A 21,615-nucleotide genomic window follows, 5' to 3' on the forward strand; every position below is an offset into this window, starting at 1 on the left:
CTATATGACAGCAAGATAAAGCGCCTTCGAATAATCATACCGACGAAACAGAGAATTCCACTCCACGATTTCTCATTGCCGATGGAGAAACCCCGTACTTCTTCTTCCAAACTTTCGAGAAATGCGAGACGTTTTCGAAGCCTGTGGCGTAACAGATTTCCGTTATGGATATTGCGGAATGGGTTAATAGTTCCTTTGCCTTCTCCAACCGACGGTTACGGATCCATTGAATTGCAGGCTCATTATAGATTTTCCGAAATTCCCTTTTGAAGGTCGATAAGCTTCTTCCGGACAAATAGGCCAGATCCTGGAGCGAAACGGGATTCAGCAGGTTCTCCTCTACCACCTCTACAATGCTTGTGGGACGCTGCTGTCTCAGCTGCAGAATTTGGTTCAATAATCCTTGGTCTGCATCTAGTAGATCAAATAGAAGTTCCAACATTTTCAATTTAATAAGCTCGTCTTTAATGCCTTCGGGCTCTTTAAAATAGGGCTTAAGTGAAGCAACATAGCTTAACAGGCGCTCACTCACCGAATGAACTGCCACTGTAGCAGACGACACAAAATCGGATGAAGAAAGACTGGAAATCTTCATAAACTCATGAAGCAGTTCATCCTTCAAAAAGAACATCATGTAATCCAATATATGCTTCGAATCCTCTTCCCCATACTTTTCATAATCAACAACGATGCCTTTATGCAAAAGCACCATTTCGTTTTTTCTTACCTCATATTTCTGCTCACCGTATCTGACACGGTAGACTCCTTCTATAACAACTAGTAGAACGTGATCCTGCAGATACATCCTCCCAGTCTTGATATCCGAATAGCCGCATGCCCCCATGACTGACAATCCCTTCATCTCAAGCATGCCAACACTGGCTAGACCTTGAGGCATTTTTACGGCCTTTCTAATCTCTGAGCCCATTGGTCTCACTCCTTATCCCTATAAAAGATAACATGAAGTCATCATGGCAATCCAATAGAGATATATGAACCAAATTGACAAATAAAATGAGCTGCACAACAAAGCTTAGATAGTTGGGTTCGGTTATTATGAGTATAAATTTGATACAACGTATATGCCGAAGCAACAAGTTCAAACAAAATGTAGAAAAGGCGAGGATAACATGGAAAACGTCAAGAAACTAACCCTTGAAGAAATTGCGGATCGTTATGCGATACGTGATCTCATTGATGCATATGCATTTTGTGCAGATACGAGAGATGCTGAAGGTCAAATGGCATTATTTGCAGAAGATGCTCTCTTCCGAGTGTTTATGGATGAACGTCTGACAGAACCAACCCAAGTTGTTAATAGCAGAAATGAATTAGCGCCAATTTTTGAAAACTTAAATACGTATACCTCCACCATGCATGTTAATGGCCAAAGTAAAATAACCTTATCTGGCGATACCGCAATTGGAACAACCTATTGTTTTGCTCATCATTTAACGATCGATGGCGAGGACAAAAAGTTAATGGTAGCCGCTATAAGATATTACGACGAGTTCATAAGAACGAATAATGAGTGGTTTTTCAAAAAAAGAGATCTTAAGGTTGCATGGGTTGAAACTAAACCACAACATAGCTAAACACGCCAGTTTCTCCATTTTGCCCTGAGGTTCAGTTAATTATCATAACTACCCCTGTATGAAGCAAAAGAGGATGGAAAGATTACGCAACGGTAATCTTCCATCCCCCTTATCTTGATCCGATATCGCAAATCATTATTCCAACCGATGTGCTGAGATTGAGCTGACTTCAATCTCGGCTTTACACCTTAGTCATTTAAACACATTGAGTTAAAGTTTCAATCCAACAATCGCAAGGTAGAGTCAACGATGCTATACAGCTTTTCCAGGTCATCCGTCGTCTTGACCGTAACGCGAAGTCCGCTCCAGGCATTATGAAGATAATGTGCAAGTACCGCGCTGTCCATTTGGGAACTAATTTCTCCCGTAGATTGACCGCGTTTAACAAGCGCCTCCAGTAATTTTTCGTTCTTTTCAAACTGGTTCCGAACCAACTGTCCAATATTCTCTTCATGAATGGCAATCTCGATGGCCGTATTAATAAGCAGGCAGCCCTTTGGTTCATCTTCCTCCCGAATAATCGCCAGTTCAAACAATCTGCGAATGATTGGCTTGACGGGAGTACTTGAATCAGTCATATCAGGAACTCGCGTTTTCAACCTCTCCAGGTAGCGTTCCAATGCTTTAAGAAACAAAGTCTGCTTGTTGCCATAAGTGTCGTATAGACTTCGGCGGTGTATACCCATCGACTCGATCAGATCTTGCATGGAAGTTTTCTCGTACCCCTGGCTCCAAAACAACATCATCGCTTTTGTCAATACGGTTTCGACGTCAAATTCTTTGCTTCTTGCCATTAAGACGGACCTAAATTCCGACCCAAGTTGAGTTCAAAGTCGCCAGGTCGACCAAGTCCGCGTGCAAAGAGATCAGGCAGCTTGGCCAGCGTAGATGGTGAGGAAGCTCTAGCTACGAATACTTTGGAGGAAGCTAGCAGATCAGACAGTTGCGGCAATCCGGTATTATTCACCAGCGCCTTCGCCTCAGTCAGCGCCTCCTTGTCAAAAGAAGCAATCCGGAGGGCCAAATTGCGAACAAAGCCGTCCAGCTCTGCGTCAGGGAGTGCGCGGTTAATCCAGCCGTAACGCTCAGCTGTCTCGGCATCAAAATCATCGCTGCCCAAAATAATTTCGAGAGCACGGCCTCGGCCTACCAGCAACGGCAACCGTTCGTTTCCTCCGCCACCAGGGATAACGCCGGCCCCCACTTCAGGTTGCCCTAGCACAGCCTTCTCCAGGCTTGCAAATCGCATATCGCAACTCAGTGCGAACTCGCTGCCAACCCCACGAGCCCGACCACGAATGAGTGCAATGCTGGCAACTGGCAACTTCTCAAGACGTGTCGTGAAATCAATCAATGCAGGCACAACGCTGTAACCAGGGTGTCTAAGTTTCTCAGCAGCTCGTGCCATGTCGTAATGGGCCATGAAATAATTTGGATCAGCGCTGTCGAAGACCACGACTTTAAGCTCGGGGTCAGACTCCATTTGATCCATTAGCAGCAGCAGTTCGTATACAGTATCAGGGTCAACCAAGTTCATCGGCGAATTGTTAAACATAACATGCCAATAACCCTTAGCCGGGTGTACTACTGAAAATTGTTTTAACTCGCTCATATTGAAAACTCCTTTAATGTCATTTTATTTTATTTAGAACGATCATTCTCATATTCTCAAAAAAAGAGTGCCACGCCCTTGAATATATTGTACCGATCATTCTCAAAAGAGTCAATCTCCTTCCTTTAAGAATTTATGGGTAGACCATTCCGAATCTTTATATATGTTGACTAAACCGACTCGATGAGGACTTTTAGAGGTTACTTAGGAGGCTGTGTTCTCATATTCTTTATTATCCAAATAACGGAAACAAGCCAAAATAAAGTTTTAATATTCGAATTCGACTGCTCAAGAATTTCAAAAATAAGAGATTCCATGACGGTCACAAACAACCAAAACAAATACTTGGTCATTACTTATCCTAAAATTAAACTAGAATGTGTTGACCATTTTTTCATAAACATGGTACCCTTTTATTATAGAATTACAATTTCCGGAAGGTGAGGACACTATGAGAAAAGACATTGAGCAAGCTCTTGAAAAATTTAAAGTAAACACATTCGGTAATAAGAAAATTATCGAGAAAGTCGAGGCATTATTAAGAGCTGACGAACAGGTATTGTATATCTCGCCGACAAATGTAGTGGTCACGGCTGTAAACACGAATAAGAAAAATAAGCTTCCTGGTGTATTTGTATTGACTGATAATCGCATACTATTTCATTACAAAATTGCATTCGATGAATCAACTGATACATCCGATCTTAGTAAAATTGACTCAATCAATTGCTTTGGTAATGGTTTAACCGGAGGACATGTAGAGGTACATACTCGAACTAAAACGTACGATATCCTCGTTTCGTATAAGAAAGCATTGATGAATGAAATAAAAAATACTTTTGAAGAAGCCATAAACAACTATACTCAAAATAAAGTATCTGGAAATAAAGAATCTGATACTGATATTTTGCAACAAATAGAAAAGCTGGCTGAACTTCGAAATAAAGATATACTAACGGAAGAAGAGTTTCAAGAAAAGAAGCAAGTCCTTATGGCCAGACTATAATAAAGAAATTTGTTAACTGCTCATAAATAGAATAGACATTGGAAAAAACCTAGGTAATCTGATTTAATTCTGGGACTGATCCCATAACGTGAGACAAATCAAAACACCTTCAAAGAACATAGATCCATATCGTAAGATATGGGGATAAACTTGGAGGTGTTTTTGCGTTGGCAACTAGAGTGAGCTATCCCGTGGAAACGAAGATAAAGGCCATTGAAATGAGATTAGCAGTCGTGCCCGTAAAAGAGGTCATGTAGCGTCTCGGATATTACGTACTTGCCGTTTGGCGGGAAAATGTTGTACCTTTCAAGTATTCTCGATTTGTTCAACGGATAGATTGTAGCGTGAAGTATATCGGACAAGCAGGACACGACTTTTGTACTCGACACTTCACCAATTGCATGCTCTGTCAGGAACGATGCTCCACAGTGATCAGGGCAGTGTCTACACGTCACAAGCGTACCAAGAAGCTGTCAAAGGAAAAGGCATTACCATGAGCATGTCCCACAAGGGTATGCCCGCTGATAACGCCCCCATCGATTCGTTTCATTCCACACTAAAGTCTGAAACGTTCTACCTCGAAGGTTTAACCCCTACAAGGACGGCAATCGTTGGACAGACCATTCCAGACTACTTCGCTTACTATAACTCAATACGGTTTCAAACGAAACTAAATAACCAGTCGCCTGTTGAATACAGACGACTGGTCGCATAAATGGAAAGGTGTTTGATCCCTGTCTCACAAACGGGGGCAGTCCCATGCAGGACTGATGAGACAACCCCTTCTTTTTTATAAGCCTCACATTTATTTGATTAAAATAAGACCTGATGCCCCTAACTCTTGATTTTACCGATTAAATAAAATCTCTTCTACTTTATTGTTTACTTGTTGCCAAGCACTTTCAGAAACGGACACAGCCTCTACTCTTGTCGTCATGACGTTAGGATCGAATTTGTTAGATCCTTTCCCTCCCATAAAGCCGAACTGCTTCATAGCTGCGACTGAAGCCTTTGCCCATACCGGTATGTCCCTGTCATCTGCAAAATCAGTCGAGACATTCCCTTGCAGCGAAAGACCCAGCGCTCTTGCAACCATCACAGCCATCTCTGCACGCGTAATCTGTGCATCCGGACGGAATGTTCCGTCCTCATAACCTGTAATATAACCTGCCTGCAGTGCTTGCGCTATTGCGTCCTTCGCCCACGTACCGATCTTCGTAGCATCGGCAAAAGCAAGAACACTCGCTTCGCCAGTTGCTTCTTGCGACTTTAACGCCTTCATCAGCATGACCGTAAACTCCGCGCGAGTCACGGTATGATTCGGTTTAAACGTCCCATCCGGATAACCCGTGACAATGCCATTTCTCAATGCTTGGAAGATAGCTGACTCTGACCAGTGTCCTGCAATGTCGATCAATTTAATCGTCGGATAGGTAGGCACATTTGTCGATTGGCTTACTGCAAATACTGCAAACTTCGTAAAACGATTGACCGTAACCAAAATATGGTTCCCGCTGATCTGACTGCCAGTTGTTTCAAGCCAGCTTTTCTTCGTTTCATCATAATAGAAGATTGCAGCCCTTTGATTGCTCTTCAAACTAGCAGGGTCAAAGGTAAATGTAATTGTGGCCGCCTTTTGGAGATCACCAGGGATATTTTTCAAAACTTCATAGATCGCGGTAACGAGAACTTCATTATTCGCGAGAAGCTTCACCGTGTCCGTTACTTTCTCAATTGTTATGATCAATTCTTTATCGGCAGCATCTGCTGGGACAGTTACGATAATCGCATTGTCCAAACTAACTTCGCCCGTGTAGCCTGTCGGAATCGTTAATCTCCCATCCGTCGAACTCACTTTGGCATCAGTCGGTACTGTTACGCCTCCACCACCGCTAGGCGGTGCACTATTCACTGTAACGGTATATGTGACCTTCGACGTTCCATCCTCCGCAGTTACGATAACTTTAACGCCTGTTACCAGAGTTGTTGCTGCAGTTACTCCATTTGATTCGTAAACTTCGAACGTTGCTTTCGCCGCTGGCGTGATTGCTGCCTTAAATACGGCTAAAGTTGTGCCATTCGGAATGTTTTTAATGGTTTCATTTACTGTTCCACCTATACTAACAGTCCCTATTGTTGAAGTTAACGTTGCTGCACTGCTCAAGATTGTCTTCACACTCACTGTGACCGTCCAGTTCTGCGTGCTTCCGTCAGCTGCTTTCACTATATAGGTCACTGGATTCGTGAAATCATTTACGGTCGTACCGCTCACCTGATTGACCGAACCAACCGCTGCCGATGCTCCCGTCGATAGCGCGAACGTTGACACCAGTCCGTTCAGATTCGTGCCATGCGCCACTTCAATCGCAATCGTGTGTGTTGTCGCATTAATCGTCGCTGCTACCGTTTGCTCTGCTAGGCTAAATGCTGTGATCGCTTTCGCACTTCTCGCTGCGACACTCACCGTAACCGTCCAGTTCTGCGTGCTTCCGTCAGCTGCTTTCACTATATAGGTCACTGGATTCGTGAAATCATTTACAGTCGTACCGCTCACCTGATTCACCGATCCAACCGCAGCCGATGCCCCTGGCGATAAAGCGAAACACATGCTTTCTAGATAACCTAATAACTGCAATATTAGCAAGGAAATAAAAAATAGATCCCAAAACAGGTACGTATACATCGGAATTACCTGTTCAAGCATTGCTCGTACATTTCAGCTAGATGACAAGCATCGGCAAAATCGGTTTTTTCCTTTCGCAATTACTTTCCTCTTGCTCGCTTCGACAGTAACGAATTGATTATTTTAGTGGACCTTAGCGGGACCGAACCTTGACCGTACCGTTGCCAGCGAAGCGCTCTCCCAGTTGAGCTAAGGCCCCGTACTAATTCTAACTTCAGGTATCCATTTTTTCTTGGAGTGTAACCAACCCGCTCTTTCATGGTTAGTTATACAGCCCCAACGATTATCTCAAGTCCTCTTTGATCTTATATCTGACAGCAATAAATGAAAATAGAAGGATGAAGACAATCGCGACGCCAGCTACGTGAATAAGATCATTTATATGATGGAAATCTCTTGGGCTGACGATCGTATTGACTAATAAGAACGAAGACAAATTAACTTGACCAACTAGGGACTCCAAAGCACTTATAACCATTCCCAAAACATTCAATGATAAAACAAATCCAACGACAATGCTGGCTATCAAGCTTTTACTAATGATGGAGATGCATAAAATTACAATTGAAAATGCCCAATGAAGTAAAAATTGTCCGATCAATAACTTCGCTAAATAACCCCCATCTCCAAGAGCTGCATGGTCAAAGAAAATCGATCTTCCGATCATATCAGCAATGAACATGACGATGAACATAAATAGCGTGAATAGACCTGTAATCAAAATTTTTGATAGTACGGAGTACATTCGCGCATTCTTCATAGCTATATAATTTTTATAGAAACCAGAACTATATTCGCTCATATAAAAGTAAACGCTGAATACCGCAATATAAACCAGCATCCACGATGGGGTTTGAGCCATTATGACTTGGATGAATTGACTTTCATTCATCGTGCTGATCAGCATCCCCCCATTTTCTCCGGGCTGCTCGTATGTTTTTAACATATAAATGCCGAATATTTGAAAAGCAAAAAAGATCAGCAGTAATATATAAATCATTTTATTTGTTTTAAAGCGGTGAAAGTCCATTTTGAATATATTAATCATGGCTATCACCTTCGCTTCCTGTCCGTGCCAAAAAATAATATTGTTCTAAGCTTTGCTTATGCTTGGTAATGGAGTGAACGGTTACTCCGTTTTCCACTAAGCTCTTAATGATATGTTGGTTTTCAATATGGGAATCATATATATAGACAACATGCTCACTGATGACTTTGTAATGATTAATATTCAAATGTTGTTCTAGGATGGGAACAGCCGAGCTTGCTTTTTCCACTTCTATCTCAATACGGTCTTCGCATTGAAGCAGCAATTGCTCCCTGGAATGGTGTTCAATCACCTCTCCTTGATGAAGGATGGCATATTGGGTCGCTACTTTCGACAACTCTTCTAAAATGTGGCTTGAAATAATAATGGTCATCCCTGCTTTATTCAATTCCAAAATCATTCGTCTGATCTCGGAGATTCCTTGCGGGTCCAACCCGTTAATCGGTTCATCCAATATTAAAACATCCGGGCTTCCAATTAATGCAGCAGCAATCCCTAGCCTTTGCTTCATGCCCATTGAATAATTTTTCACCTTGGACTTGTTTGATGCATCCAATCCGACAAGCTTCAGCAGCTTGTTAATATGTTCTTCCCTACTAGTCAGTCCGTAGGAGATAGCTATTAAATCCAGGTTTTCATACGCATTATAATGAGGAAATAACCCTGCATGTTCAATGAGTATGCCTATTCGTTCAAAATAAGGATGACTATCCTTCACTGTACGATTAAATAATTTTATTTCCCCTGATGTCGGGTACATCAAACCTCCAATCATCTTTAGCAAGGTAGATTTCCCCGCTCCATTCTGGCCAATCAAGCCAAAAATTTCACCCCTGCATATTTTGAAATTCGCCTTATGCACGGCTGTTTTTGATTTGAATTGTTTGGTTAATTGACTGACTTCAATAATGGCTTCAGACATATTCACACCCCCTTGCAATAAAATAACAAAAAGAAGCTAACATATCGTCAATAAATGATTAAGAATGTTCAAAGAGAAATTATTTTTTCAATCTGAAACCAATTCCCCAAACCGTGTCGATATAAGTTTGCTCGTCATGCTGTTTTATTTTATTGCGAATATTGCTAATGTGAACTGTAATGGTTTTATCTTCACCTATGTATATATCTTCCCATGCAAGCTCATATAGGTCTTGCTTTGAAAACACCCGCTGCGGATTTTTTACCAGCAACTCAAGGATCTTGTATTCCTGTCTTGTAAGCTTCAAATCTGTATGATTGACTTTCACACTCATCGTTTCGCTATTTAAAACTAAATTTTTATGACGATAAGGAGTGACGGATTCTGTTCGAGATGTTCGATTTAAATGTACATGGATTCGGGCAAGCAATTCCTCCACTTCGAACGGTTTCGTGACATAATCAACGGCTCCGAGCTTAAACAAGTTTAACTTATGGTCCAATTTGTCCTTGGCCGAAAGTATGATAACTGGCGTGTCGACGCTTAAGTTTACTCTTAATTGATGCATGAAATCTTCTCCCGATAAACCGGGCAGCATGAGATCCAAAATAATAAGCTGATATTCCTGGCGGGTAACGTTCATAATTCCCTCACTGCCGGAATACGCTTGCGTACAAATGAAATTTTCTCTCTGGAGCACATCAAAAATAATATTGTTGATATGCTCATCATCCTCGACTATTAAAATGTTGGGCTGGTTCGTGTCATTGTTCACGTCGATTCTCCTTTGCGCTTTTCTCAAAAGCCAGGCTAATGCAAAATTGGTCCCCCTTCAGCTCAGCTTGCACGTAACCATTCATTTTCTCCATCAGCGATTTTACGATAAAGAGTCCCAGTCCAGAGGATTGATTAGTACGCGACGGATCTTCTTTGTAAAAGCGAGTGAAAATTTTATCAAAATTGAGCAATTGATTCCGCTTCAGCATATTGGAAAAATGAAACAACACCTCGTTCTGTTTCTCTTCATAACGAATGCTTAGGGCGCCCTCACCGTGCATAAAGTAATTTTTTACAATATTTTCGCATACCCTCTCCAGTGCACTTTCATTTCCTTCTATAAAAAGCGGTGCTTCCGCCATGCAAATGTTTGGTTCATAACCAATTCGCGAAAAATCGTCAAAAAACGTAAACAGACGTTTATTTAATACTTCAATCACATCAACCGGTTCGAGCTCCAAATGATAGTCTGGGTTTTTCAACTTCGTGTATAGGAACAGTTCGTCCATAAGAGTAATAATCCCTTTCATTCTGCTTTGAGCCTTCAAAACATACTCTGTTTTTTCATCGGAATTCTGGGATCGTTCTGCCAATTGAAGATAACCGTCAAGTGAGGTCAGCGGGGTTCGTATGTCGTGGGACAAGCTCATCATTGTCGCGTTGATTTCTTCTTTTTTCTCAATAAAATGTTGGTTCAGCTTTCGTTGATTACGAAGCATTGCGTTGCATAAATCGATTAACCGATAAATTTCCTTTGGTTTAATTTGCGTTTGAATCATTTTGAATGAATGATGCTCCGATATAAAAGATAATTGATTACCGATATCTTTAATTTGGTTCCTGTAATACAGGAGGTAAATCGATTGAATGATTAAAGCAACCGTTATGACAATTAGAACAATATACAACATAGGATCACTGCCCTTCTGACCTTGTCGCGAATCAAAAAATAAGTCCTCATCAGGTTCGTCGAAGCTAACTCGATGAGGACTTTAGTGGTGAATAAACGCCGTTTTTGCACACTCGCAAAGTGACGTTAACCTTCAGAGCTTAAAGCAATTACTTTGATTGCTGTGCAGGTTCTTCATTTATATTCGCTTCAATTACAGCATCAGCATTCTTCTCAAAGGTATGAAGAAGTTCACGTACTTCATCCGTTGACTTCGTGCTCATCAATTGATTCCGCAGTTCACTTGCCCCTCGAAATCCTTTGACATATATCTTGAAAAATCGTAAAAGCGTTTTAAATGGACGCAGCGTTAGTTCTGTTGCATATTTATCATGAAGATCAAGATGCAATCGTAACAGATCAAGCAATTCGTCACTGCTATGTTCCCTCGGCTCTTGCTCAAAGGCAAACGGATTATGGAAAATACCTCTCCCAATCATGATTCCGTCAATACCATATTGTTCTGCAAGCTTTAAGCCTGTTTGTCGGTCAGGGATATCTCCATTGATTGTCAAAAGGGTATCTGGCGCAATATCATCACGAAGTTGCTTAATTTCCGGAATCAGTTCCCAATGCGCATCTACCAGGCTCATTTCTTTTCTTGTACGGAGATGGATAGACAGATTGGCAATATTTTGTTTCAAAATATGGGTTAGCCACCCCCGCCATTCCTCTACATCGTTGTAGCCAAGCCTTGTTTTCACACTGACAGGCAATCCTCCCGCCTTTGCCGCTTGAATAATATCTGCTGCAAGATCTGGATGCAGGATGAGGCCGCTTCCCTTGCCTTTCGTGGCCACATTATGCACGGGGCAACCCATATTGAGATCCACACCTTTGAAACCAAGCTTAGCCATACCAATGCTCATTTCCTCAAAATATTGGGGCTTATCTCCCCAAATATGTGCAACCATTGGTTGTTCATCTTCAGTGAACATTAAGCGTCCCCGTATACCATAAGTCCCTTCAGGATGACAATAGCTCTCCGTGTTCGTAAACTCTGTAAAAAACACATCGGGCCTGCCGGCCTTACTTACTACATGTCGAAAAACAACATCCGTCACATCTTCCATCGGTGCTAGTATGAAAAATGGTCGCGGTAAATCACGCCAAAAATTATTTAACACTACCTGCTCAAATCCTCTCACTATAGATACAGCATTTATATAATTTGTTCCGTAGGACATAGTATAACATCTCATCTACTTTTTACGAACCATCCAAACCAGACTTTAGAAAGATATCGTATGTGTCCTTAGTTCGATTCGCGCATCCGTATGGCGGAAGAGGTTCATTTAAATCCTTTGGTAAGTCAAGTTGATCCATGGTCTATTGAATGTATAAAGAAACCGTTCCTTCGCAAATGGTAGCTCGCACTTCCATTTTACCAAGAAACGATTTCTTTTTGCTTGACAATATGGTGAAAGGGGCGACCCTCCGTCATGATGACTTTTGGGCCAGCCCCTTGCATAAACTTTACATTTATTTGATTGAAATAAGACCTGATGCCCCTAACTCTTGATTTTACCGATCAAATAAAATCTCTTCTACTTGATTGTTTACTTGTTGTTAAGCACTTTCAGAAGAACGGACACAGCCTCTGCTCTTGTCGTCATGGCGCTAGGATCGAAATGATTAGATCCTTTTCCTCCCATATAGCCGAACTTCTTCATAGCTGCGACAGAAGCCTTTGCCCATACCGGTATACCTTTGTCATCTGCAAAATCAGTCGAGACATTCGCTTGCAGCGAAAGACCCAGCGCTCTTGCGACAATCACAGCCATCTCTGCACGCGTAATCGGTGCATCCGGACGGAATGTTCCGTCCTCATAACCTGTAATATAACCTGCCTGCAGCGCTTGCGCTATTGCGTTCTTCGCCCACGTGCCGATCTTCGCCGCATCGGTGAAAGCACGGACACCCGCTTCCCCAGTTGCTTCCGACTTTAACGCCTTCATCAGCATGACCGTAAACTCCGCGCGAGTCACCGTATGATTCGGTTTAAACGTCCCCTCCGGATAACCCGTGACAATGCCATTTCTCAATGCTTGCAAGATAGCTGATTCTGCCCAGTGGCCTTCAATATCACTCAATTTAACCGTTGAATCGGTAGGCACATCTGTCGATTGGCTTACAGCAAGTACTGCAAACTTCGTAAAATGGCTGACCTTAGCCGTAATATGGTTCCCGCTAATCTGACCGCCGGTTATTTCAACCCAAGCCTTCTTCGTTTCATCATAAGAGAAGATTGCCGCCCTTTGATTGCTCTTCAAACCAGCTGGATCAAAGGTAAACGTAACTGTGGCCGGTTTATGAAGATCTCCTGGGATATTTTTCAGAACTTCATAGATCGCGGTAACGAGAACTTCATTATTCGCGAGAAGCTTCACCGTATCCGTTACCTTCTCAATTGTAATGATGAGTTCTTTATCAGCAGCATTTGCAGGGACGGTGACGATAAGCGCATTGTCCAAACTAACCTCGCCTGTGTAGCCTGTCGGAATCGTTATTTTTCCATCCGACGAAGTCACCTTGGCATCAGTCGGTACTGTTGGACCGCCGCCGCTAGGTGGTGCATTATTCACGGTCACGGTATATGTCACCTTCGACGTTCCATCCTCTGCAGTTACGATAACTTTAGCGCCTGTCACCAGAGTTGTTGCTACAGTTGCTCCATTTGATTCGTATACTTCAAACGTAGCTTTCGCCGCTGGCGTAATTGCTGCTTTAAATACGGCTAACGTTGTGCCATTCGGAACATTCTTAATGGTTTCATCTACCGTTCCGCCTAAACTAACCGTTCCTATTGTCGAAGTTAACGTTGCTGTACTACTCAAGACTATCTTCACACTCACTGTGATTATCCAGTTTTGCGTGCTTCCGTCTGCCGCTTTCACGACATAAGTCACTGGATTCATGAAATTATTAGCAGTCGTACCGCTCACCTGGTTCACCGAACCAACCGCTGCCGATGCACCCGAAGATAGCGTGAACGTTGCCGCTAGGCCATTCAAATTCGTACCATGCGCCACTTCAATCGCAATCGTGTGCGCGGCAGCGTTGATCGTAGCGGCTGCCGTTTGCTCTGCTAGGCTAAATGCTGTGATCGCCTTCGCACTGCTTGCTGCGACAGTCACCGTAACTGTCCAGTTTTGCGTGCTTCCGTCTGCCGCTTTCACTACATAGGTCACTGGATTCGTGAAATTATTCGCTGTCGTTCCACTCACCTGGTTCACCGAACCAACCGCTGCCGATGCACCCGAAGATAGCGCGAACGTTGCCACTAGGCCGTTCACATTCGTTCCATTCTCCACTTCAATCGCAACAGTGTGCGCGGCAGCGTTAATCGTTGCCGCTCCCGTTTGCTCCGCCAAACTGAATGCTGTGATCGCCTTCGCACTGCTCGCCGCGATGCTCACCGTGACTGTCCAGTTCTGCGTGCTGCCATCAGCTGCTTTCACGACATAGGTCACTGGATTCGTGAAATTATTCGCGGTCGTCCCACTCACCTGATTCACCGAACCAACAGCTGCCGATGCACCCGAAGATAGCGCGAACGTTGCCGCTAGGCCGTTCACATTCGTTCCGTTCGCCACTTCAATCGCAACAGTGTGTGCGGCAGCGTTGATCGTAGCTGCTACCGTTTGCTCCGCCAAGCTAAACGCTGTGATCGCCTTCGCACTGCTTGCTGCGACAGTTACCGTGACTGTCCAGTTTTGCGTGCTTCCGTCTGCCGCTTTGACGACATAGGTCACTGGATTCGTGAAATTATTAGCAGTCGTACCGCTCACTTGGTTCACCGAACCAACCGCTGCCGATGCACCCGAAGATAGCGTGAACGTTGCCGCTAGGCCATTCAAATTCGTACCATGCGCCACTTCAATCGCAACCGTGTGCGCGGCCGCATTAATTGTTGCCGTTCCCGTTTGCTCCGCCAAGCTGAACGCTGTCATATCCTTTTCACTGCTCGGCGGCGCAACGGTCACTGTAACGACCCAATTTTGCGCAGTTCCATTCTCCGCTCTCACTACATAAGTAACGGGATTGGTGAAATTGTTAGACGTTATGCCGCTTCTTTGAGATACGCCATTAACCCTGGCTGTGGATGATAAGGTTAACGTGTAAGTAGCGACCAAATTAGTCACATTCGTACCGTTCCTCACTTCAATATCTACCGTGCGGGCAGTCGCATTGATCGTTGCCGGCTTGGTTTGTGAAGCAAAGCTGAACGCCGTAATGTCTTTTGCATTGCTTGCTTCAATGTAGACAGAGACGATCCACTCCTGAGAACTGCCATCTGCCGCTGTTACAATGTATGTGACAGGAGTTCTCATATCGTTGACAGTAGTACCGCTCACTTGAACGATGCTGCCTATTTTCGCTGTCGCTCCCGGAGACAAGGAGAACGTTGCCTTCAAATTAGACAAGCTGGACAAGCTGGTTCCGTAGGCGATTTCAACATCTACGGTTTGGTCAGCCGTATTAATAACTGCCGCTTTCGTTTGTGTAACTCCAATTACTGCAAATGCCGTAATATCTTTCTCGCTGCTCTTCTTCACGATGACGGTCCAATTTTGCGTGCTGCCATCCGCCGCCTTCACTACATAGGTGACCGCATTGGTAAAATCATTGGCCGTCGCCCCGCTTACCTGAACAACCGATCCAACCGAAACCGTGGCTTCAGCAGATAACGTGAATTCAGCTTTCAAACTAGTCACATCTGTGTCACCCGCCACCTCAACCACTACTGTATGGGCAGCCTTATTAATCGTTGCTGCTCCGGTTTGTTCAGCGAAGCTGAAGGATGTTATATCCTTTTCATTGCTAGCGATGACGGTCACGATATAGGTAACCTTCGTCACGCCATCCGCCGCAGTTACAATGACCTTCTTGCCAGAAGTCAAGGTCGTCGCCACTGTCGTTCCATCTTCATCGTAAATTTCAAACGCAGCATTCGTTGCTGGCGTGATTTGTTCCTTAAACACAGCTAATGTAGTTCCATATGGAATGTTTGTTATCGTTTCGTTCGCGGTTCCGCCCTGGCTGACGATTCCGATACCGGAAGTCAATGTGGCCGCAGAGCTTTGTGCATCCCATTGTGCATATAAGGTTGTTTCCGGCATGATTTGGAAAGAGCCGCTGTAGCTATTCCCGTGCCCGTTCGGCTGTGTGTTCCAGCCGCTGAACGTATATCCCGTCCTTTTCAGGTCAATTGATCCCGCATAAACACTGGCTGTTTCACCCGGAAAATACGCCTTGGCGTCGCTAGGAACAGTCCCGCCAGTGTTCCCGTTCCCGTCATACTGAAGTTGAAACAGAAAATCCTTCAAATACGGATAGCCGTTATTACGTAGCGGATCTACCTCCCATAGGTCTACAAAATCCCACCCGCCAACAGGTCCTTTCATACTTGCGTCCAGGTAGAAACTGCCGACATTATTCCCCATGTTACTGCCGCTCAAATCCCCAAAATAAGCAATTCCGCTCACATTCCCGCTGGCGTAACTGTTGCTATAAGATCCTGTACTATTGGCGTAATCATACCCTATCAATCCGCCCACAAAAGATGATCCGCTTACATTCCCTGTGGCGAAGCTGTCACTGATGGACCCGGCTACTTCAAGGTTACTGACTAAGCCTCCTACATGCTGTTCTCCGTATACATCCCCAGTGGAATAGCTCTTGCTGATCGCTCCATAATTGTAGCCTGTTAAGCCGCCCGTATAGTACGTTCCGTTCACCCGTCCTGTGGCAAAGCTGCTGTTAATTGTTCCAATATTGCTGCCAACTAAGCCGCCTATGCTTTCTCCATCCAACAGTTCCCCGGTGGCGTAGCTGTAACTAATCGTTCCATCACTCTCACCCACCAAGCCCCCTACTGCATAATCGCCTTCCACATCTCCCGTCGCATAGCTATATGTGATTGTTCCCGTACTACTGCCTGTAAGGCCGCCTGTTCCATACGCGCCCTTTACATCCACAACAGCGAAGCTGCGGTCAATAATGGCATTTGCATTGAAAACTGTGACACCGTTATGACCAACCAAGCCGCCTGTATGATCGGTTCCTTTCACTTGACCCGTTACATAGCTGTTTGTGATCTTACCTCTATTAGCGCCAACCAGACCGCCAACCGATTTCAGACCGGTCACATTCACGTTTTCCAGCTTCATATTATGAATAACACTCTCTGCGCTGGTATTACCGAACAATCCCAGGTTATTACTTTGCATGTCGATAGTCAGCCCGGAAATCACAAATCCGTTGCCGTCAAAATTCCCCCGAAAAGGCGCATTCGATTTATCCCCGATCGGCGTCCAGTTATCCTTATAGCTGCTGGTATTCAAATCAATATTTTTTGTCAGCTTGAAATAAAGATTCCTATTCAAATAAGAACCCCTGATCTGATTAAGCTGATCGGCGGTTCCGATAAGATAAGGGCTGCTCGATGTGCCACTACCAGAAAATTCACTCGCCGCGAAGGCTTTGCCGCTTTCGGAGTTCCCTCCAATCATGGCATTCCATAACATGAGCGCCGTCAATAGTACGACCATAAATTTCTTTCCTGATCTATGCATTGCTTTTTCTCCTCTCTATCATCCTTCTTAGCAAGCTTATTACAGCCTAATAAAAGAATAATGATAGAATTAGACAAAAAAACACAAAAAACGCATAGTATCAAGGCTTTTTCGGCCTTTAATAATAGCTTAAAAAATTTTATTGCCCTCCAAAAATCCTTCTTGATTCAAAGGTCTTCCTTACAACTCTCACCATAATCGAGCAGGAGAGAGAGTCATTAACTCCCGCCGAAATACCGGAATTAAAGCTCTTAATTAGGTGCTAGCATGAATAAGTATCGTATCAGGGCAAGGAATTCTATGAAGCCGTAGCTTGAATATTTCCCTGTGCTACCTTCTTAAAGACGAAAAGAAACCCACCTCGATGGGTGGGTGGGTCTTACCATTGAAATACAAAATATTCGCATCCACTTATTAAAGCTCGACCGATTCAGCGACCTTCATGGCTTCGTCGCCAGTGATTGGTCCAGCCACGCTATACTGAATTCCGTCAACCACCCAGAACAGTTCCGTGAACTCGGCTTGCTCGAAAATAAAACCTTCCGCTCCGCCCACTTTTGTTGGTGTGAACAGATCCGTCGGGAATGCCGCCGGCATGCGGCTTGCACTGAACGTCACCGTCTTATCACCCGAGCCGTATGTGAAGTTCAAATCTCTGAGCGGTTGGTCCTTCATCCCCACACCGACGATTTCAGCCAGCTTGAAGCCTTCCGGGGCGATACCAGGTACAAGCACTCCAGAACCGAAAGCCGTTTTCGCTGCCTCCGCCGTTCCGAACGGAGTCGTGATCAATTGAGACAGCTCCGAACCTGTCGTTCCTCCGTTTCCGGGCAGCACGGTTCCCGTCGAATGATCCGTTGGCGTCGGTACTGCGGTCGGTCCTTGCAGCATCGGCAATCCCGCCACGATGATGACGGCCGCTGCGACTAGTCCAGCCGCTCCCGCAACCCAAGCTTTCGGAAGCACAAATCGGCGGTTTTTCTGCTCCGAAGCGGCTTGCTTCCTTATTTTTTGCTTAACGCTATCGCTCAATTCCATTCCTGAAAACAACATATCATCCGACTCCTTTCGCAACTGTTGACGCAGTTTACTTTCCATATCCTTCATCGGCTGTCTCCTCCTTGCGCATTTCCCGAGCGAGTGCCTCGCGTGCCCGGTGCAGTCTGTTTCTCACGGTACCCTCGGGTGACGACGTCGCTTCCGCAATTTCCCGTGTACCCAGGTCCAGATAATAATATAGATACAAAGCTTCCTGATAGGGCAGAGGCAAACGCAGCAAATGCCGCAAAATCTCGCTTTTCTGCAATCTTCTAAGCACTTCATCTTCCACGTTGATTGTCCGTCCCCGATCCATCCCGCTGGGATCGGTCGGCTGTTCCGCAAAACTCCGTACACCCATTTTGTCTCTGCAAATGTTGATGGCGATCGTAGTCAACCAGGTTTTGACTGTGCTATCTCCCCGGAATGAGTTCCAGTTACGATAAGCGCGCAGGAACACCTCCTGGCTGATATCCTCGGCAAGATGCCGATCACCGGTATAAAAATAAGCGGTGTACATGACCGTCGATCCAAAGCTTTCCATCAGCTGCTCTAGCGCTTGAGAGGGATCTTTCGGGAATTCTTTCTTGTTATTCGAGCCGGCCGGCTTCACTGAATTATCACCTCCTCCTTATTAGACGGCCTATGCGCATTTTTCGCTGCATGGATAAAAAGCCACATGAACAGTATGCCTGTTTCATGCGGCTTTTTAACTTCAGGTTAAAGACGCCGTGATCGTACGAAACACTTCATCGAAGATCTTTTTCACTCCCTGCGAGCGAGCGAAAAGCCTGGTTCTTCAGCTGCAGCGATTATAGGTTTCGCCTAAGGCGAGTTTTGCTTCTTATAGGCCAAGCGAAAATCTAAACGATTTCCATTTTATCTTCTTCGATTGTAATAAAAAATAAATAATAGTAGTTACTCGCTTATGGCTTTTTCAACCGCATAGTCTTCTAGGTGAATATCTACCTGTTGATTCATCGCTAACTTGGCTAGCTGCTCTCCCAGAAAGGGTCCCATCGTTAATCCAGATGAACCCAACCCATTAGCAACAATAAGTTTATTCCATCCGGGAACCCTCCCTAGCACTGGAAGAAAATCCGCAGTAAATGGACGGAATCCTACTCTTATCTCATTTAGGCTGCAATCCGCAAGACCGGCAGCTGTTTGTAGACCTTTATTTAATAATTCTTGCATTCCACCTGCGGTTATAGAAGTATCGTATCCTACGACATCATTTTCATGAGTAGCGCCTATCACAATATTTTGATCAGCAAATGCAAGTAAATATTGATCTGTTGGCGGCATGACAACAGGCCATTGCTCAGTATCATCTTGCCCGGTAAAATGCAAGTGCATAATTTGCGCCTTTTGATAACGTACATTGACCATTATCCCTAGCGGATGAAGCAGTTCATTGGACCAGGCACCTGCGCACACGATCACCTCATCAGCCCAGAATGTCTGTTGTCCTACTCTAACACAACTGATTTCATGATGATCATGCTCCAGAATAGCATTTCCCTCCATCATTTGTGCTCCATTAAGCTGTGCAGCTCTTAATAACGCTTCCCGCAATTGGCGTCCATCCACTCTTGCCGCACCCGATACATGCAGAGCATGATAACCTTCCGACAATAATGGAAACTTCTCTTTCGCTTCACGATCCGTCAGCAGCGTAAGCTCGCCTATTTCAGGGGCGTCCTCTCTGCGAAGTTCCGCTCTTTCTTTGATCGCGAGCAGTTTATTCAAATCATCATGAATACATATCGCTCCAACTTTTGCATAGCCAGTCCCTACATTGCCCGCATCTTCCAACTCCTGAATAAGTGATGGATAGAAGCTTGCTCCCGCTTTCGCAAGACGATACCATGCCTTATTTCGGCGTTGTGACAACCACGGACAAATAATCCCTGCTGCAGCATCTGTTGCTTGTCCTGCATCTTTACGATCTATAATGATGACATCAGCACCCAACTTACTTAGCTGATATGCCGCTGAAGCCCCTAAAATTCCTGCACCAATTACAATAACCTTTTTCATTTCTGAAATCCTTTCTGCCGTGTATAGATTAAGTTTAATATACGTATTTCACACTTTTTTGAACTTTTCCAATTTCATTATATCAAATAACAAATCATAACCTCAGTTTAATGGGTGTACGAATTCTAATTACATGGCTGACGAAAGCCAACTCGACGAGGACTTTTAGCGGTAAATTCGGAGGCCGTGCTCGTTCGTTTGATTTAATTCTTCAAAGAATCCTTCACTTCCTGAGCGCTGGCGAACCCCAGACCTCCTCGCTGCCAGCGAAGCACTCTACCGCCATTACCACTCTCACTACCCCAATCTGAATTGCTTAAAGGACTTAAAAAAATAATTGCCAAATCCGAACTCATGAAATATACTAATGTAAAATTATGTAATGGCGTGAAGTACATGCCGCTTTGATTATGAGGAATCCCTTACGATTCCTAATCAAGGCGGCATTTTTATTTTCTAGATCGAAAGGTGGGAATAGTCATTAGGAGTTTTGAGACGAAAATGAACCATTGGCTTCACGATCAACTTGCTGTAGAAAAAAATCCGAGAAGACGCGAAATACTTCAGAAGGAAATTGGACACGGTACGAAAGAGTTTTTGAGAACGATATGGTATCCTGCTGTAGGGAACTTTAATCATCTGTATGCGGAATGGGAAGTTCGAGATTATGGCAACCGATGCCGTTATCTAGATCTTACCTATATGCCCGGCGGAGCCAAAGGCTGCATCGAAATCCACGGTTACCGATCTCACGCCAGAGATATCGAATCTTGGCGGTTCAGGGATTTGTGCAAAAAACAATCATACCTAGTGTTAGACGATTGGCTGTTCCTGCCTGTTGCATATTTATCGATTGAGGAAGAACCGGAGATTATCAAGCAGATGGTTTTGTCTTTTATCGGTAAGTTTGTGTCCATGTCAACAAATCATTCGCTCAGTTGGATTGAAACAGAGACTTTACGGTTTGCGCGTAGTGTCATTCGACCTTTTCGCTCCGATGAACTTGCCTTGCACCTGAATCGATCCACTAGACATACGAGACGTATTTTAGACAGGCTTGTGGAAATGAGTGTTTTAATGGTTCACAATGAACAGCAGCGTTATCGCACCTATCAAGTGGTCAATCATGACCGTTAGAACGAAAATAAAGTAATTTCAATTTGTATATTGGACACTAATGACCATTAGAAGAATAATTCACGCTTTTTCTTGACAAATTCCTGGCTTATGGACATTTTGGACCTCTTTCAAGAAAGTGGACAACACATAACGTTACTCATGCGATGGTTTTGTAGTACGCCTCTTCGAATCGAACGGGGGATAAATACCCCAGCGACCCATGGATTCGCTTCCGGTTGTAAAAG

The 21,615-nt window shown here is 44.2% G+C and carries 16 protein-coding genes and 1 pseudogene; 4 read left to right on the plus strand and 13 right to left on the minus strand.

The window, feature by feature from the left end:
- Positions 1–34 precede the first annotated feature (34 nt).
- Positions 35–928 carry a helix-turn-helix domain-containing protein gene (locus tag DX130_RS12370; protein WP_116045571.1) on the minus strand — a complete coding sequence of 298 codons (894 nt, stop codon included), beginning with the start codon at positions 926–928 and terminating at the stop codon, positions 35–37.
- Between the two features lie 202 nt (positions 929–1,130).
- Between DX130_RS12370 and DX130_RS12375 the strand changes: the two genes are divergently transcribed.
- Positions 1,131–1,595 (plus strand): nuclear transport factor 2 family protein, encoded by a 465-nt coding sequence (locus DX130_RS12375; RefSeq protein WP_116045572.1) that lies wholly within the window; start codon positions 1,131–1,133, stop codon positions 1,593–1,595.
- Between the two features lie 218 nt (positions 1,596–1,813).
- Here the strand turns inward: DX130_RS12375 and DX130_RS12380 are convergent, their stop codons facing one another.
- Both DX130_RS12380 and DX130_RS12385 read right to left on the minus strand, forming a co-directional pair.
- Positions 1,814–2,389, minus strand: a complete 576-nt coding sequence (locus tag DX130_RS12380) for a TetR/AcrR family transcriptional regulator (RefSeq protein ID WP_116045574.1) — start codon at positions 2,387–2,389, stop codon at positions 1,814–1,816.
- Positions 2,389–3,207, minus strand: a complete 819-nt coding sequence (locus tag DX130_RS12385; protein ID WP_116045575.1) for an enoyl-CoA hydratase/isomerase family protein — start codon at positions 3,205–3,207, stop codon at positions 2,389–2,391. Before DX130_RS12385 ends, DX130_RS12380 begins: the two co-directional genes overlap by 1 nt.
- Positions 3,208–3,658: 451 nt before the next feature.
- Here DX130_RS12385 and DX130_RS12390 point away from each other — a divergent pair, with 451 nt between their 5' ends.
- Positions 3,659–4,213 carry an SHOCT domain-containing protein gene (locus tag DX130_RS12390; protein ID WP_116045577.1) on the plus strand — a complete coding sequence of 185 codons (555 nt, stop codon included), beginning with the start codon at positions 3,659–3,661 and terminating at the stop codon, positions 4,211–4,213.
- Between the two features lie 258 nt (positions 4,214–4,471).
- Positions 4,472–4,928: pseudogene (locus DX130_RS12395) on the plus strand (transposase); the annotation flags it as partial.
- Between the two features lie 132 nt (positions 4,929–5,060).
- Here DX130_RS12395 and DX130_RS12400 read toward each other — a convergent pair.
- From DX130_RS12400 to DX130_RS12445, 10 genes are all read right to left on the minus strand, one after another.
- Positions 5,061–6,821, minus strand: coding sequence for an S-layer homology domain-containing protein (locus DX130_RS12400; protein WP_165861243.1), 1,761 nt, complete (start codon positions 6,819–6,821; stop codon positions 5,061–5,063).
- Positions 6,822–7,179: 358 nt separating this feature from the next.
- The gene (locus DX130_RS12405; RefSeq protein WP_116045582.1) at positions 7,180–7,944 is read right to left on the minus strand and encodes an ABC transporter permease; all 765 of its coding nucleotides are present in this window, start codon (positions 7,942–7,944) and stop codon (positions 7,180–7,182) included.
- On the minus strand, positions 7,937–8,866 hold the full coding sequence (locus DX130_RS12410; protein WP_116045584.1) for an ABC transporter ATP-binding protein: 930 nt from the start codon (positions 8,864–8,866) through the stop codon (positions 7,937–7,939). The genes DX130_RS12405 and DX130_RS12410 overlap by 8 nt, the downstream gene beginning before the upstream one ends.
- A 79-nt stretch (positions 8,867–8,945) precedes the next feature.
- Positions 8,946–9,641, minus strand: coding sequence for a response regulator transcription factor (locus DX130_RS12415; RefSeq protein WP_206098799.1), 696 nt, complete (start codon positions 9,639–9,641; stop codon positions 8,946–8,948).
- Positions 9,631–10,422, minus strand: coding sequence for a sensor histidine kinase (locus tag DX130_RS12420; protein ID WP_165861244.1), 792 nt, complete (start codon positions 10,420–10,422; stop codon positions 9,631–9,633). The genes DX130_RS12415 and DX130_RS12420 overlap by 11 nt, the downstream gene beginning before the upstream one ends.
- 280 nt (positions 10,423–10,702) lie before the next feature.
- Positions 10,703–11,779, minus strand: a complete 1,077-nt coding sequence (locus DX130_RS12425; protein ID WP_116045588.1) for a tRNA dihydrouridine synthase — start codon at positions 11,777–11,779, stop codon at positions 10,703–10,705.
- Between the two features lie 372 nt (positions 11,780–12,151).
- Positions 12,152–17,170 (minus strand): S-layer homology domain-containing protein, encoded by a 5,019-nt coding sequence (locus tag DX130_RS12430; RefSeq protein WP_116045589.1) that lies wholly within the window; start codon positions 17,168–17,170, stop codon positions 12,152–12,154.
- A 414-nt stretch (positions 17,171–17,584) separates the two neighbouring features.
- A complete protein-coding gene (locus DX130_RS12435) occupies positions 17,585–18,277 on the minus strand; it encodes a DUF4367 domain-containing protein (protein WP_116045591.1) in 693 nt (230 codons plus the stop codon).
- On the minus strand, positions 18,258–18,821 hold the full coding sequence (locus DX130_RS12440) for an RNA polymerase sigma factor (protein ID WP_165861245.1): 564 nt from the start codon (positions 18,819–18,821) through the stop codon (positions 18,258–18,260). Before DX130_RS12440 ends, DX130_RS12435 begins: the two co-directional genes overlap by 20 nt.
- A gap of 305 nt (positions 18,822–19,126) precedes the next feature.
- A complete protein-coding gene (locus DX130_RS12445; protein ID WP_116045593.1) occupies positions 19,127–20,251 on the minus strand; it encodes an NAD(P)/FAD-dependent oxidoreductase in 1,125 nt (374 codons plus the stop codon).
- 501 nt (positions 20,252–20,752) lie between these two features.
- Here DX130_RS12445 and DX130_RS12450 point away from each other — a divergent pair.
- Positions 20,753–21,388, plus strand: coding sequence for a transcriptional regulator (locus DX130_RS12450; RefSeq protein ID WP_116045594.1), 636 nt, complete (start codon positions 20,753–20,755; stop codon positions 21,386–21,388).
- Positions 21,389–21,615: the final 227 nt, after the last annotated feature.

It is taken from the genome of Paenibacillus paeoniae (genome assembly GCF_003388735.1).
Classification (GTDB): Bacteria; Bacillota; Bacilli; order Paenibacillales; family Paenibacillaceae; genus Pristimantibacillus; species Pristimantibacillus paeoniae.